13 protein-coding genes are annotated in these 14,375 nt (G+C 37.0%); 7 read left to right on the top strand and 6 right to left on the bottom strand.

What is annotated here, in order from left to right:
• Positions 1-104: 104 nt before the first annotated feature.
• Positions 105-1,034, top strand: a complete 930-nt coding sequence (locus JMX97_RS05565) for a branched-chain amino acid transaminase (protein WP_201556125.1) — start codon at positions 105-107, stop codon at positions 1,032-1,034.
• Between the two features lie 391 nt (positions 1,035-1,425).
• Positions 1,426-2,409: a polysaccharide pyruvyl transferase family protein gene (locus JMX97_RS05560; protein WP_201556123.1), complete on the top strand. Its 984-nt coding sequence runs from the start codon at positions 1,426-1,428 to the stop codon at positions 2,407-2,409.
• Positions 2,410-2,929: 520 nt separating this feature from the next.
• Here the strand turns inward: JMX97_RS05560 and JMX97_RS05555 are convergent.
• Entirely contained in the window at positions 2,930-3,442 is a 513-nt protein-coding gene (locus JMX97_RS05555; RefSeq protein WP_201556121.1) for a hypothetical protein, read from the bottom strand.
• Positions 3,443-3,477: 35 nt separating this feature from the next.
• Here JMX97_RS05555 and JMX97_RS05550 point away from each other — a divergent pair, with 35 nt between their 5' ends.
• The 4 genes from JMX97_RS05550 to JMX97_RS05535 all read left to right on the top strand — a co-directional run bounded on the left by JMX97_RS05550 (position 3,478) and on the right by JMX97_RS05535 (position 7,815).
• The gene (locus tag JMX97_RS05550; protein ID WP_201556114.1) at positions 3,478-4,314 is read left to right on the top strand and encodes a glycosyl transferase; all 837 of its coding nucleotides are present in this window, start codon (positions 3,478-3,480) and stop codon (positions 4,312-4,314) included.
• 96 nt (positions 4,315-4,410) lie between these two features.
• Entirely contained in the window at positions 4,411-5,277 is an 867-nt protein-coding gene (locus JMX97_RS05545; RefSeq protein ID WP_201556112.1) for a glycosyltransferase, read from the top strand.
• A gap of 84 nt (positions 5,278-5,361) precedes the next feature.
• A complete protein-coding gene (locus JMX97_RS05540; protein WP_201556111.1) occupies positions 5,362-6,444 on the top strand; it encodes a glycosyltransferase in 1,083 nt (360 codons plus the stop codon).
• A 258-nt stretch (positions 6,445-6,702) separates the two neighbouring features.
• Complete coding sequence (locus tag JMX97_RS05535) at positions 6,703-7,815, top strand: glycosyltransferase (RefSeq protein ID WP_201556109.1); 1,113 nt, start codon at positions 6,703-6,705, stop codon at positions 7,813-7,815.
• 6 nt (positions 7,816-7,821) lie between these two features.
• Here JMX97_RS05535 and JMX97_RS05530 read toward each other — a convergent pair whose 3' ends face one another.
• The 4 genes from JMX97_RS05530 to JMX97_RS05515 all read right to left on the bottom strand — a co-directional run bounded on the left by JMX97_RS05530 (position 7,822) and on the right by JMX97_RS05515 (position 11,901).
• Complete coding sequence (locus tag JMX97_RS05530; RefSeq protein ID WP_201556107.1) at positions 7,822-8,595, bottom strand: hypothetical protein; 774 nt, start codon at positions 8,593-8,595, stop codon at positions 7,822-7,824.
• 95 nt (positions 8,596-8,690) lie between these two features.
• The gene (locus tag JMX97_RS05525; protein WP_201556105.1) at positions 8,691-9,689 is read right to left on the bottom strand and encodes an NAD-dependent epimerase; all 999 of its coding nucleotides are present in this window, start codon (positions 9,687-9,689) and stop codon (positions 8,691-8,693) included.
• Positions 9,689-10,855: a nucleotide sugar dehydrogenase gene (locus JMX97_RS05520; RefSeq protein ID WP_201556103.1), complete on the bottom strand. Its 1,167-nt coding sequence runs from the start codon at positions 10,853-10,855 to the stop codon at positions 9,689-9,691. The genes JMX97_RS05525 and JMX97_RS05520 overlap by 1 nt, the downstream gene beginning before the upstream one ends.
• Positions 10,856-10,899: 44 nt before the next feature.
• Positions 10,900-11,901: a capsular polysaccharide biosynthesis protein gene (locus JMX97_RS05515; RefSeq protein WP_201556096.1), complete on the bottom strand. Its 1,002-nt coding sequence runs from the start codon at positions 11,899-11,901 to the stop codon at positions 10,900-10,902.
• Between the two features lie 283 nt (positions 11,902-12,184).
• On the opposite strand from JMX97_RS05515, the gene JMX97_RS05510 reads away from it, so the two are divergent.
• Positions 12,185-13,381 (top strand): glycosyltransferase, encoded by a 1,197-nt coding sequence (locus tag JMX97_RS05510; protein WP_227671474.1) that lies wholly within the window; start codon positions 12,185-12,187, stop codon positions 13,379-13,381.
• Here the strand turns inward: JMX97_RS05510 and JMX97_RS05505 are convergent.
• Complete coding sequence (locus JMX97_RS05505; RefSeq protein WP_227675424.1) at positions 13,368-14,303, bottom strand: hypothetical protein; 936 nt, start codon at positions 14,301-14,303, stop codon at positions 13,368-13,370. The two genes, JMX97_RS05510 and JMX97_RS05505, sit on opposite strands and share 14 nt — an antisense overlap.
• Positions 14,304-14,375 lie beyond the last annotated feature (72 nt).

Genomic DNA, 14,375 nt, shown 5'->3' with positions numbered 1-14,375 from the left:
TAGTCCTTGTTACTATGGCGCAGTAGTATCCGTTAATTGAAAATTTTAATAAAACTTACTCAACAAAAAAAGTTAGGCGCCAGCTCTAGCATAAGGAATATCGAATGAACATGGCAACACAAGACGGCAAGCTTTGGATGAATGGCACGATGATTAATCAGCCAGATGCCAAAGTTCACGTACTGACGCACAGCTTACATTATGGCATTGCGGTATTTGAAGGCGTGCGTGCTTATCAAACCGCTGATAAGCGCACCGCGATTTTTCGCCTGACAGATCATGTTGAGCGCTTGTTGGGTTCCGCCTTTATTTTTCAGATGGAGGTGCCTTTTGATGCCGCCACCCTTGAGCAGGCACACAAGGACGTTGTTAAGCAGAATAATTTATCTGAAGCTTATATTCGTCCGCTGATATGGATTGGCGCAGAAAAGCTTGGCCTATCCGCTCATGATAATAGTGTCAATGCGATGGTTGCGGCCTGGCATTGGGGTGCTTATCTTGGTGAGGAAGGTATCCAAAACGGTATCCGAGTAAAAACTTCCTCATATACCCATCATTTGCCTAACGTCACTATGTGCAAGGCTAAAGCCTCGAGCAACTATCCGGTCTCTATAATGGCCAATCGAGAAGTGACTCGTAATGGCTACGACGAAGCAATCATGATGGATTCACAAGGCTATGTGTGCCAAGGCTCAGGTGAAAACTTATTCCTAGTGAAGAATGGCGAGTTACATACACCAGACTTAGCAGGCGGGGCCCTTGACGGTATTACTCGTCGAACTATCATCCAGTTTGCCGCTGATTTAGGTATCAAAGTCACTGAGCGTCGTATTACTCGTGATGAGTTTTACCTAGCCGACGAAATCTTTATGACGGGTACTGCTGCTGAAGTCACACCTATTCGCGAATATGATGACCGCAAAATTGGTAATGGTGGCCGCGGTGAAATTACTGAAAAATTACAAACCTTATATTTTGATGTGGTTCATGGCCGTAATGAAGAATATATGGATTGGTTAAGCTTTATTGATTGATAATAGGGTTATTTAGAAAGCCTTAAAAGGCTGAACATAATCGTTCAGTCTTTTTTTTGTGCTAATTGTCCTGTCCTAAATGTGTCAACTCATTTTAGGACGGGACAAATGAAGAGCTACTAACACCCAATATTGCACAGACATAACTAGAATTGGTTGACTGCAATCATTTAAATGGTCTGAAAGATTATATTTTGTAGACATTCTTGTTATAGTGAAATATTAGAGTTGAAGTTCTAAGTAGTATATAGATGTCTCAACTGATATTAAAATACTAACTCTAATTAATCGGTTGCTATAATTTATAAGATTGTAGAGAAACTTATTATTTATCTTTGTCTAATATTAAAGATCATTTCACTAAAACCATAAATAAAAAAAGTTACTAAATATGATTACAATTTATGATACTTCAGTAGGCTCCTTAAATATAGGAGATACTATAATAATGGAATCTGCAACGGCTGAACTAAAAAGTATTTTTGAGTATGAACAGTTTGTTCATTATCCAACACATTATGCATTAGCTGAGTCTACTTTGAAGAAAGCATGGGAAAATAATTTAGCATTTGTATGTGGTACTAACTTGTTAAGAAGTTACTGGAAAATAAAAGCCAGAAAAAATCAATGGTCGCTGCGGTTTATTGATGCATTTAGAATGCAACCAGCGATTTTATTTGGGGTAGGCTGGAACAATTATACAGATGAAACTGAGTGGAAAGCTAAGGTATTTTATAAAAATGCGCTTCGAAAAGATATTCTGCACTCAGTAAGGGATAGTTATACTGAGAATAAACTTAAAAGATGTGGGATAAAAAATGTTATTAATACAGGGTGCCCAACACTATGGAGTTTAACAAGTGAAAAGCTATCAAGTATTCCAACTACAAAAGCCAGTTCAGTAGTCTTCACACTTACAGATTACCGTCGAAATTATGATTTAGATATTTCACTGATTAACTGTCTGACTAAAAACTATGAGACTATTTACTTTTGGCCTCAGGGATCAAAAGATTTAGCATATTTTGAAGAGCTAAATTTAGACAGTAGCTGTCATAATAATCAAATCAAACTTGTTTCCAATACTTTAATAGCATTTAATGAAATTTTGGTAAATAATGATATAGATTATATAGGAACAAGACTACACGCTGGTATACGAGCGCTACAATTATCAAAAAGAGCCATTATAATAGGAATTGATAATCGTGCAGTTGAAATGAAGAATGATTTTAATTTACCTGTAGTAAATCGAGTATCGATTGAAGAGTTGATTGAACTCATAAACACAGATTGGGCACCTTCCCTGAATATTCCATGGACTCAAATAAATAATTGGAAGGCCCAATTCATTAATTTAAATCTAGGTAAGTAGGGTATGCAGTGTATAGCTACTACCTAATGATAATTTAAATCATCTGATTTTGATATAAATAGCGGCAGCTATAAATACAACTATACCCAAGACAAGACGATTTCTTAGTCTAATACGTTGTTTCTTAAGCTCAGTTTAGCTGCAGCTAGCTTGATAGTGTTCAATATATATTTCACCATAATAGTTATTATCAAAAATTTTAATGTATTCTGTTGGTAGGGATTTAAGTTTGACAATATTTTCTCTCTTGATTATAGCTTGCTCAAAGCTATCTTGATCTACTAAATTTTTATTTGTAGAAAATTGTTCATTGATCCAAGCTCGCACAAAATATATAGTAGCTGAATTATTTTTTAAAATATTGTTCCAGTTAAATAATTATGCGACATACCCTATTGGTTTTGAGTGTTGTATATACATAGCTCAAAGTTATTAATCATTTATATTCTACAATAGTGATATAGGGAAGGTGTGTTCAGAGTCTAGAATAAATATTATACTTAATGAAGTGAAAAATTAGTCACCACCAATATGATCTCTCATCAGTATGTAATTTTTTTATGGTATTAAACGTACTTTTAATATTCTGAAGTCTATTAAAAACATATAACAAAGCTGTTGTTGCAAGCTCATCACTGTCGGTAAAGCTTTCATGTCTTATGCGCATATTAGTTAAGGTGTCATCCGTACCAATTCTAAAGTAGGTAAGTTCTTCATATATTGGTAAATGCTTGCTATACAGTGCGTCGACTTTTTGTTCGTTAAGTTTAAACTCATTTGCTTGATATAGCAGTTCTTGAGTTTCGTAGGTTTTTAAAGTATTAATAGGTATTGTTGCATTCATGAATATTGCAGAACCGGTTGTACAAATAGCATTATCTATGAATGCATCACATCCAGAGATAATCCAACGCAAAGATAGAAAGATAGGTGATTCAATAAATACTCGGTTTCGGATTCCTATAACTCCTGAAAAGCCTAAAGAGGCTGAACATAATCGTTCAGTCTTTTTTTGTGCTAATATACTTGTCACGTTATTTACCTACATAATTAAAGTGAGCAGTTCGAATGCCAATAGATTCTAAAGCAACTAATAATAAAAATATCAAACAAATTATCTGTATCAAATGGGGCACTAAATATGGTGCCGATTATGCCAATAAACTATACGGTATGGTTTCTCGCAACATTACCCCGCCGTTTCGTTTTGTGTGCTTTACCGATGATAAAACAGACGTACGTTCAGAGATTGAGTGTCAAGAACTGCCCCCTTTAGACATTACAATGCCAACCAACACACTGGGTAAATGGCCGAAATCACGACTTTGGGGCGAAAAGCTGGGCGATCTAACAGGCAACGTTTTATTCCTAGATTTGGATGTGATTATTGTAGACAGTCTTGACCCTTTCTTTGAATATGGGAAGCCTGAGGATATTGTTTTGTCTTATAATCCAAGCAATCCATTAGAGCGTTTAGGTCAGACTTCCTGTTTTAGATTTCAAGTAGGTTCGCTGATATCGCTACAAGAAAAATTTAAGGCAGATCCACAGGGTATTGCTGATGAATACCGTTTTGAGCAACGCTTCGTAACTCGCAATGCACCGGGCGGGGTAAAGCTATTTCCGAAAGCTTGGGTTGCGCACTTTAGACGTAAGTGTCGTCAGCCATTTCCACTCAATTACTTTAAAACGCCAAAAATCCCTAAAGGGTCGCGCATCATTATATTTCCTGGTGATTTATATCCCACTGACGCTATTAGTGGACGATATAACCCAAATGCCGCTAACAATATAAAAGATCACTTAAAAAGAATAAAAGAACCTAAAAACCTTAAAAAACCACTACGGCACTTGCGTCATTTTATCTTGCCAGTAGATTGGATAGAGAAATACTGGAAAGAATAGTTATAAATATAGATAAATAAGTAGCAACTAGATATTCTTAGTTTAAAGTTTTAGGAATACCAAGTTTACGATATTGACTAGCTAGCAGGCGAGAATATGAAGCAGAATGACATTATTAAAGTCTTTGTAGGTTGTGATCCCAATAATTGTGATCTAGAACAAATGATGGTATTAGATTACAGTATTCATAAACATACCAGCTCGCCAGTTGAAATCGTATGGATGCAGCTATCACGTGACCCTAATAGCTATTGGTACTCAAACCCAGAGACAGGTGAAGGTTGGGATACTAGTAAATGGTCAACCCCCTTTTCAGGGTTTCGTTGGGCCATCCCTGAATACTGCAACTACTTAGGGCGTGCGATTTACATGGATACCGATGTTGTTATTTTAGATGATTTAGCAAAGTTATGGCATCATTCTATTGATGAACAGTCTATAGTAGCGGCCAAAACGAATGCTGATATGACTCGACTATGTACTTGTGTTTGGGACTGTAGTAAGGCCAAAAAAGTTATTCCGTCACTCAACCAGCTAAAAGAAAATCCTTACAGCCATAAAGACATGATGAAGCTATTTAAGAAAAATAAAAAATTGATCGAACCTTACCAAGATAGCTATAACTGTGTTGATGGTGAAGGCTTGGCAGTAGAAGATATTAAAATATTACATTACTCGGATATGGGCACACAGTTCAGCCACAAGTATTCGCTAGCAAGAGTAAGTAAGGAAGGGCTTGAGCACTGGTTCGATGGTGAGATAATGCCGCACCCAAGACAGGACTTGGATAAGTTGTTTGATCACTATTATAATGAAGCACTGGCCTCTGGCTATCAGTTAGACAATTATCGCACTGATTCCTTTGGTAGTTTTCCAAAAAAGACTCAGCAACATTACATTGGTAATAAAGTCACGCGACCACAATCTTCAAAGTCGTTGTTTTCAAGATTGTTCAAACGTTAAGCTGTTTGTTCCAACAGTAATCATTTATATAAGTATTTCGTGTTTAACTATACAAGTACTTAGCTTATCTATAGGTCAGCATTTATGAAACAACATGCTCAAATAGTGGTGCTCGCTATTAATTGCCTACAAGGTGGTGGTGCAGAGCGTGTTGTACTTACTTTAGGACAAGGGTTTTACGAGTTGGGCTATGAGGTGCATATTTTAAGGTTTAAGTCGCTAGTACAATATGATCTCAATCCTAATCTTAACTATCATGTGCTCAAGTTTAAGCCCTATAAACTTATACCGGGGTCAGAAAGACGAGATAAAATTTTTGCGCGTGCCGTTGATAAATACATCTTAAGCAAAATTGGTCAGCCTGATATGATCTTGTCCAATCTCGATCGTGCTGACAGCATTTTTAGTAACAGTAAACTATCAAATATTATTTACGTCATTCATAATACAGTATCACTATTGTATAAATTCAATAAAATAAGTGATGCTGACATATTGCAATCAAAATTAAAAAATATATATGCTAAACATCCTTGCGTATGCGTAAGCGAAGGTGCTAAAAAAGATTTTGTGGAGAGTTTTGGTAATATTACACCAACGACAGCCATCTACAATCCAATTGATAGAGATGACATTCAAAAGCAGGCTAACGCATTTATCCCTAAATATCATAATTACATAATGCATATTGGTAGTTTTAAAAACGCGAAACGTCATGACGTATTGGTAAGAGCTTATGCGCAAACAGATAGATCTATGCCATTGCTACTTTTAGGTCAAGGTAAGCTTAAAAGTGAGATAAAACAGTTAGTTACAGAGCTAAAGCTAGAAGATAAGGTAGTGTTTTTAGGCTTTCTCGAAAATCCTTTTCCCTATATTAAACACGCACAATTTAAAGTGTTAACCTCTGATTGGGAAGGGTTTGCCCTAGTCATTGCCGAGGCTCTAGCACTGGGTACGCCCGTTATCAGTACCAACTGTCCATCTGGCCCAAGCGAGTTGCTGCCTAAGAGTAATTTGATGCCGATGGGTGATATTGACGCTATCGCTGAAAAGATGCGCCAGGCGATGAAAAACCCACAGCAATTTCATGCCCCGTTTAATAAAGCACTTCTTCCGGTCAATATAGCTAAAAAATACCTAAAATTTGCTCAAAATTTTTCTTGATTCATATATTTATAGTGGACAACTAAAATAAAAATCGAAAAAAAAGGATCTGAACATTGGTTTAATGATAGGATTACGCCGCATCTAATACAAGAGCTTAATGGTCTATTCAATAGGTATTACGAAGTAGCTTTACAAGATGGATAACTGCTAACTAAAGACGTTCGGCAACTTCCTAAAAAAACCATAAGCGATATAAAGTAATGAAATCACATATCCTTTAAGCTTAAAAATTTTATTTTTAGGAATATCTAAGAAATGTTTAATAATATTATCAAAATTAAAAAAGATCTAGTCAAAAAAAATCAGAAAAAAGTGCTGCTGGTTATTAATTGTCTCCAAGGTGGAGGTGCGGAGCGCGTTGTACTTACTTTAGGACAAGGGTTCTATGAATTAGGCTATGAGGTACATATTCTGAGGTTTAAACCTCGGGTAGAGTACGATCTTAATCCGAATCTAATTTATCATATGCTTAAGTTTAAGCACTATAAGCTCATACCAGAATTAGATCGTCGCGAGAAATTTTTCGCCCGTGCGCTAGATAATTACATTACCAAAAAAATTGGCCAACCTGATCTTATCTTATCAAACCTTGATCGCTCAGATAGTGTATTTAGTTACAGTCGCCTGCCAAACATCATCTATACCATTCATAATACGTTGTCGCTATTGTATAAGTTTCATGATATAGATAATAATCAGAGTAAATTGAATTTTGCTAACATTTACTCAAAGCATCCTTGTTTATGTGTCAGTGATGGGGTTCAAAAAGATTTTATAAAAAGTTTTGGTGATATTACACCAACAACTGCTGTTCACAATCCAATCGATAGAGACCATATTAAAAAACTGGCTGATGCATTTATTCCCGAGTACCAAAATTATATTATTCATGTTGGCAGTTTTAAAAAAGCGAAGCGTCATGATGTGTTGTTGAATGCTTATGCTCAAACTGATCAATCTATGCCTTTACTGCTTTTGGGTAAGGGTAAGTACCGAAGAGACATAGAGCAGTTAGTTATAGCGCTTAATTTAGAAGATAAAGTAGTATTTTTAGGTTTTCAAGAAAATCCTTTTCCTTTTATTAAGCATGCCCAATTTAAAGTATTGACCTCTGACTGGGAAGGGTGTCCTTTAGTTATTCCAGAAGCTTTAGCTATAGGTACGCCTGTTATCAGTACCAACTGTCCGTCTGGCCCAAGCGAGCTGCTGCCTAAAAGTAATTTGATGCAAATAGGTGATATCGACGCTATCGCTAAAAAAATGGGGCAGGCAATGAAAAATCCGCAACAGTTTTATTCGCCTTTCGATGAAGCCCTTCTTCCTGTTAGTATAGCTAAAAAATATATTGCATTCGCAGCTAGTGCCTAGTAAAAATTACTTTTCATCTATCCACCATTTAGACCAATCGTCTCTGTGTAATTGTCGTAGAGTGGCAAAAGCGCTGCCATTATTTTGTAGTCTTTCGAATACGGATAACAATATAGTGGTAGCGAGTTTGTCGGTTTTATAGAATTTCTCATAGCGTCTTCGCATGTTTCTTAAGCTATCGTCAGTGCCAATACGGAAGTAAGTAAGCCCGTCATACAAAGGTAAGTCGCCGCGATAGAGTATATCTGTTTTATCATCACTCAATGGCATAGACTCAAATTCAGCGGGTAGCTGTAAGAATTTTTTAGTCTCATAGGCTCTTAAAGTGTTCATCAACGTAACGACATTCATCAAAATAGCCGCTCTTTTTATATCTTTTGAATAATCAATAAACGTATCGCAAGCAGAGACGATCCACCGTATTGAGATATACTCTAATAAATAATCGCTTTCTGCGGCCCATAGCCTTTCAAGTTCGGCAAATGTTTCGTCTATTTTATATTTACGACGTAATAATATAATTAATGTATTGTGATAAAAGTAGAGCTCTGAAAGCCCTATCATTTGGTGTTTTAAATTATTTAAATGACCTTCTAAATCTGTGGTTTTACGCTTGTCAGTTAATGTCTCAAGATTACACATTGACTCTGTTATTACTGTTGCTTTCATCTCTTCAAAACTTTTATCGTTGTAGGTTTCAACAATCTTACCTGCATTTAGTCTTTTTTCACTTCTAAACATTAAAATAATTTTTCGTTGCCACTTCGAAGATGTGGTCATGTCGTTTAAATCCTTTGAGCAAATATAGTGATACTAGGGCTGAGACATCTGGTACGGAGGCATTAGACTTATATTTAGATATACTTATTTCGTACTTAAACTAAATAATACTCTCTATACCAATTCACAAATTTTGTAATACCGTCTTCTATAGTTATCACGGGTTTGAAGTCAATGTCTTTGACAAGCTCATCTATGTCAGCATAAGTAATCGGTACATCGCCTGGCTGCATAGGTAGTAAATTTTCTTCAGCCTTTTTCTCGCAAGCACTCTCAATTGCGGTAATGAAACGACGTAAAGTCACCGGCTGGTTATTACCGATATTGTAAATTTTATAGGGCGCTGTCGCTGTAGTAACTAAAGACTGCTGAGGTAAGGGTGTTTTATCCATTATACGGACGATACCTTCTACAACATCATCAATGTAGGTAAAGTCACGTTGCATCTCACCATTATTAAACACGTCAATCGTTTCACCTTTAAGTATCTTTTCAGTGAATGAAAAATAAGCCATATCAGGTCGACCATAAGGACCATAAACGGTAAAAAAGCGCAAGCCTGTAGTCGGAATGTTGTATAAATGGCTATAGCTATGCGCCATCAATTCATTAGATTTTTTAGTAGCCGCATATAAGCTAATAGGAAAATCAACACAGTCTTCAGTGCTAAAAGGTTGCTTTACATTCATTCCGTATACAGAACTAGAGCTGGCATATACTAAATGCTTGACGTCAGTATGCCTGCACCCTTCAAGAACGTTTAAAAACCCCACCATGTTTGAGTCCATATAGGCGTTGGGATTTTCAATAGAATAACGTACGCCAGCCTGAGCGCCCAGATTAACAACAATATCAAACTCATATTCAGAAAAGAGATTGGACATTGCCTCACGGTTAGCGAGGTCCAGCTTAATAAATTTAAAAGTATCTTCTGTCGAGTGATCACTGAGTATTTTTAGTCGATCATTTTTCAACTCTACATCATAGTAATCGTTAATATTGTCAATACCAACGATGAAGCAGTTTTTATGTAACAATGCTTTAATTAAATGAAAACTAATAAAACCCGCTGCGCCTGTCACTAAAATCTTCATTAATCGCTTCCAAATAAGTCTCGAGTAAATACTTTATGAGAGACATCCTGTATATCAATAGACAGTCGGTTGGCTACGATAACATCACTCATCGCTTTGAATGCTTCTAAATCTTGAATCACGCGTGAATGAAAGAACTTATCTTCTTTTAACGCAGGTTCATAGACCACCACCTCAATCCCTTTTGCTTTGACGCGCTTCATGATGCCTTGAATAGCAGAGGCTCTGAAGTTATCTGAACCGCTTTTCATCACCAGTCGATGTACGCCCACTATTTTTGGTTTTCTTTCAATAATTTTATCAGCAATAAAGTCTTTACGGGTTCTGTTAGAATCAACAATGGCTCTGATAAGATTACTAGGCACCTCATCATAATTCGCTAATAGTTGTTTGGTATCTTTAGGTAAGCAGTAACCCCCATAGCCAAATGATGGGTTATTATAATGAGTACCGATACGAGGATCTAAACCAACACCTTCAATGATTTGCTTGGTTTGAAGTCCAAATGTCTGCGCATAAGTGTCTAGCTCATTAAAATACGCTACCCGCATCGCTAGATAGGTATTTGAGAATAGTTTAATGGCTTCTGCTTCAGTAGGATCTGTAAAAAGCTGAGGAACATCCTTCTTTATTGCTCCTTCAAGTAATAAGTCCGCAAATAATTGAGCTCGCTCAGATTGCTCACCAACAATAATCCTCGAAGGATAAAGATTGTCATATAACGCTTTACCTTCTCGCAGAAACTCAGGCGAGAAAATGATATTATCTGTTGAATAGCGCTGCCTTACTTCAGCAGTATATCCGACTGGTACCGTTGATTTTATAATTATTACCGCTTTCTGATTCACTGAGAGAACCTGTTCAATAACTTTTTCTACGCTGTCAGTATTGAAATAATTGGTTTTTGAATCGTAATCGGTAGGGGTGGCAATAATGACAAAATCAGCGTTTTGATAAGCAGCTTTAGCATCTAGCGTTGCTGTGAAGTTAAGTTCTTTATTCAACAAGAAGTCTTCAATATCCTTATCTTCAATAGGAGATTTTTTTGCATTTAGCAATTCAATCTTTTCTGGGATAATATCAACGGCAATGACTTCATGGTGTTGAGCAAGCAACATGGCGTTTGATAAGCCGACATAGCCTGTGCCTGCTACTGTTATTTTCATAAAAGATCCAAAGTTATATTCAGTTTGTTATTATGAGTTTGGTTCTATCGACTTGTATTTAATAATAGCGATGACGGTAGATACGCTGAAAATTTTTGCGTCATGGCATTACTAATTTTTTGATATGAGTTCGAATCAAGGAGATCTAAACTTTGTATACATCCATATTTGATTGGTTCTTGTTGCAAGCCTAATATAAAATCATCAACTTTACTTTTGTTCTTAAGATAATTTACTGGCATCTCAGGCTTCAAACAAGCTTCATCTTTTTGAATCTTTAGATGATTCATTAAGGTGATAGGGTTTACCTGAGCAACATCTCTAAACTTATACTTAATTTGCTTGCTCAATAACTGAGGATTGTTCAAAAGATGATTTTTTAAAATGTCTCTATCTACGATATGTGGATAATGATGAACTTCGAAAAACTCATTCATACCGAGAATTTTAGCGCTTAGCATTTGGGCAACGGTATGCTTTGGTTGAACTTTTTTCCCTGATAGCTTTTGTAGAGACTCTCGATACTTAAGTTTGACCTGTAGAATGGAGCTTTTTCTCCAATGGCCATTGATAATGATCTTTTTATCCTTTATAAAATCTTCGATGGTTGCAGGCTGATTAAAAAAGAAGTCATCATTCATGTATATAAAATAATCAGACAGCTCAGGAATATTCCATAGCATGGTTTCAATAGATCGGGTATTGAAAGTAGGCAAAAACTGCTCATACCCAGCAAATATATCTTTGTGGTCGATAATGCGTATTTTGTCTTTTGAACAAATATTTTGTTCGACAAATTCGTCTATAAATTTTGGCTGCTGTTGATCAGTAACGATATATATATAACGACAGAAAGGCACGTATTTTATTATGGAAGCAATATTGTAATATATTTCATTATTACTTGCGAAGCGCGTTGAAGTGATGGCATCTGAAGCCACGTCTTCTGTTTCTTTGTACTGCTCTCTTTTTAGTTTGAGTGTCGGACTGTCACCATCTACCCATGCGATTACAATATCTAATTCTTTCTCACCATGATACTTCATGACTAATCCTATAATCCTATTACCAGCAATTTTTTAGCCACAGGCTTGGCTTAACGATAGAGTTGATGTTACTTATCACCACCAATGTCATTTGGTGGATTGGCTTGTCCATGAGAGATAACAATTTTTGCATTGGCTGCTACATACAGTACGCATATACTTTATTATATCATCGGTACCAATACGAAAGTAAGTGAGACTATCATATAAGGCAAGCTCGCTGTGACAATTAATGGATTGATTTCTAGGTGATAAACACACTCAGCCTACTAACTATACGGATATGAAACAACGACATGAAAAAAACGGTACTAAGACTGATATGAACCAACCTATTATTCTAATGATATTAAAAGCGCTAGAAGGTCGCGGCGCTGAACGTATGGTAACCACGTTGGCGCGTGCTTACGTGGCAATGGACTATCGCGTTCATGTGCTTTGTCTAGAAGGCACTCAAGAAATGCCGCTAGATCCTCGCGTTCAGTATCATGTAGTTCCATACTATGAGACGTTCTCTAAGCAAGAATTTGCGCCAGATTCTGAGCAAGCTAGCGCTTATAGGGCAGTGGCTAAGCGCATAGATTGTTATATTCTTAGTCATATAGGGATGCCAGATCTGATATTAGCTAATATTTATAAAATTAATTGGATTATGGCTTATAGCCAATTATCAAATATTGTGAATGTATTGCATACGGCACTATCCAGACAATTCCAAGATCTGCTATCAGATGCCCCCAAGCAAGTCATCGACCACCTAAAAATGGTATATGGTTCCCATCCTTGTAGTTGTGTCAGTGATGGTGCACATCAGGACTTGCTAGCGCTTGTCGGTAATAGTGCTAATAGTACTAATCTCAATAGAACGACGACGATCTATAATCCATGTGATGCTGATGAAATTAGAAAAGCCGCTGCACAGCCTTTATCCATCGAGCAGTTTGGTTTGACTGACAAGGGCTATATAGTTCATGTGGGATCATTCGATACGATGAAAGGTCATCGAGATTTATTGCAAGCGTATGCTAAAACGGAACGAAAGTTGCCATTGGTATTAGTGGGTAAAGGCAAACTTGAAGATGAAATGAAGCAATTGTCTATTCAATTTAGTATTGGTGACTGTGTTCATTTTCTAGGGTTTCAGGCCAATCCTTATCCATTAATTGCTACTGCTGCGTTGATGGTACTCACGTCTAAGTTTGAAGGGTTTGGCTATGTCATCGTCGAAGCACAAGCGTTAGATGTGCCAGTGATCAGTACCGATTGTCCGTTTGGCCCAAGAGAGCTACTGCCGGAGAGCAACTTAATACCTGTAGGCGATATCGATGGACTGGCAATGCTCATGAGTCAAGCAATAGAGAATCTGAATCATTATAAAGTGCCATTGAATCAACAGCTGTTGCCAAACTGCATTGCTCGGCAATATTTAGAGTTTGGTCAGGTGTTAGATTTAGGGAGTGATATCACTAAAGACTATTGAACAATGCTTTGGAGATAGGGGAATGATTAATAATAGAGACGCCGTGTTCTTTATAGACTCTACCCAATAAGTTGAATGACGGTACAATACGTTCGCTGGTTGCTTTATCAAGTTTGCTTGGGGCGCTATTGTCCTCGTTTTCATAAAACCGGGGCTGGTTGCTGTTGAGCAAATCCATACCATACAGATGAATGGCAGAAGCATGACGTGAGAATGCCAATTGCGTTGCCACATAAACGACGGTTCCCGCCTCTACAAACCCATAAGTAATGTTAAGAGAGACGCCAATATTAGCAAACCTGCAGCTACCATCAATAATAAAATTTGGATGATCCATAAAGTAAGATAACGGCCTTTTTTTATTGAGTAGTTTCTTTTTAAACGTTAACTTACTAAATAACAGCTTATTCGATTTGACCCCCCAGAGTCTATCTACTGGATATAATACACGCATGGCATGATTATAAGTACGCATGATCTCAGGATGTGTTACTGCCATCGCTTCAAGTACGGCTAAGGTCGCATATAAAGGCTGACCAGTATAATGCTGTCGTAAAATCTCAGGCTGATGGTTGATAAAATGGGCATCGCTAATGACATAACCGACGACTTTGGTAAAGTTGTGCTGCTTAGTGAGACTGATGCTACCGTTGACAAAAATAGTGGGGATGTCGCGCAGCCCTGAGAAAGTCACGTTAGCAACAGAAGGGCCGGAGGCGATAATGTTTACAGCTTGCTTATGTAGGTTTTGCTTTGCCTCAGCAGCGTCGAAAGCCTTAATACTGATCCGCTGGTTTTCAATATTAAACTCAACGGTAGGAGGCAGTCGCAAATTTAGCACCATATAGTTTTCCGTTAGTTGCTTTTGACCTTTAACTTTAACTGTTATTTTTGATTGCTTCGTTTGATGATTTTTTTGCATGGCAAGGACGCTAATAGATTGTGACTTGTCAAATATTGACTCGTTAAATAGACTAAAAATGATAAGCGCTTA

This window comes from Psychrobacter sp. 72-O-c, assembly GCF_904846605.1.
GTDB lineage: Bacteria > Pseudomonadota > Gammaproteobacteria > Pseudomonadales > Moraxellaceae > Psychrobacter.
This window is presented reverse-complemented; position numbering and strand designations above follow the sequence as displayed.

Coding starts and splice junctions, on each gene's coding strand:
- JMX97_RS05515 (WP_201556096.1), bottom strand. CDS start 11,901: ATGAAGTATCATGGTGAGAAAGAATTAGATATTGTAATCGCATGGGTA.
- JMX97_RS05535 (WP_201556109.1), top strand. CDS start 6,703: ATGTTTAATAATATTATCAAAATTAAAAAAGATCTAGTCAAAAAAAAT.
- JMX97_RS05520 (WP_201556103.1), bottom strand. CDS start 10,855: ATGAAAATAACAGTAGCAGGCACAGGCTATGTCGGCTTATCAAACGCC.
- JMX97_RS05550 (WP_201556114.1), top strand. CDS start 3,478: ATGCCAATAGATTCTAAAGCAACTAATAATAAAAATATCAAACAAATT.
- JMX97_RS05530 (WP_201556107.1), bottom strand. CDS start 8,595: ATGACCACATCTTCGAAGTGGCAACGAAAAATTATTTTAATGTTTAGA.
- JMX97_RS05525 (WP_201556105.1), bottom strand. CDS start 9,689: ATGAAGATTTTAGTGACAGGCGCAGCGGGTTTTATTAGTTTTCATTTA.
- JMX97_RS05545 (WP_201556112.1), top strand. CDS start 4,411: ATGAAGCAGAATGACATTATTAAAGTCTTTGTAGGTTGTGATCCCAAT.
- JMX97_RS05505 (WP_227675424.1), bottom strand. CDS start 14,303: ATGCAAAAAAATCATCAAACGAAGCAATCAAAAATAACAGTTAAAGTT.
- JMX97_RS05510 (WP_227671474.1), top strand. CDS start 12,185: ATGAAACAACGACATGAAAAAAACGGTACTAAGACTGATATGAACCAA.
- JMX97_RS05565 (WP_201556125.1), top strand. CDS start 105: ATGAACATGGCAACACAAGACGGCAAGCTTTGGATGAATGGCACGATG.
- JMX97_RS05560 (WP_201556123.1), top strand. CDS start 1,426: ATGATTACAATTTATGATACTTCAGTAGGCTCCTTAAATATAGGAGAT.
- JMX97_RS05540 (WP_201556111.1), top strand. CDS start 5,362: ATGAAACAACATGCTCAAATAGTGGTGCTCGCTATTAATTGCCTACAA.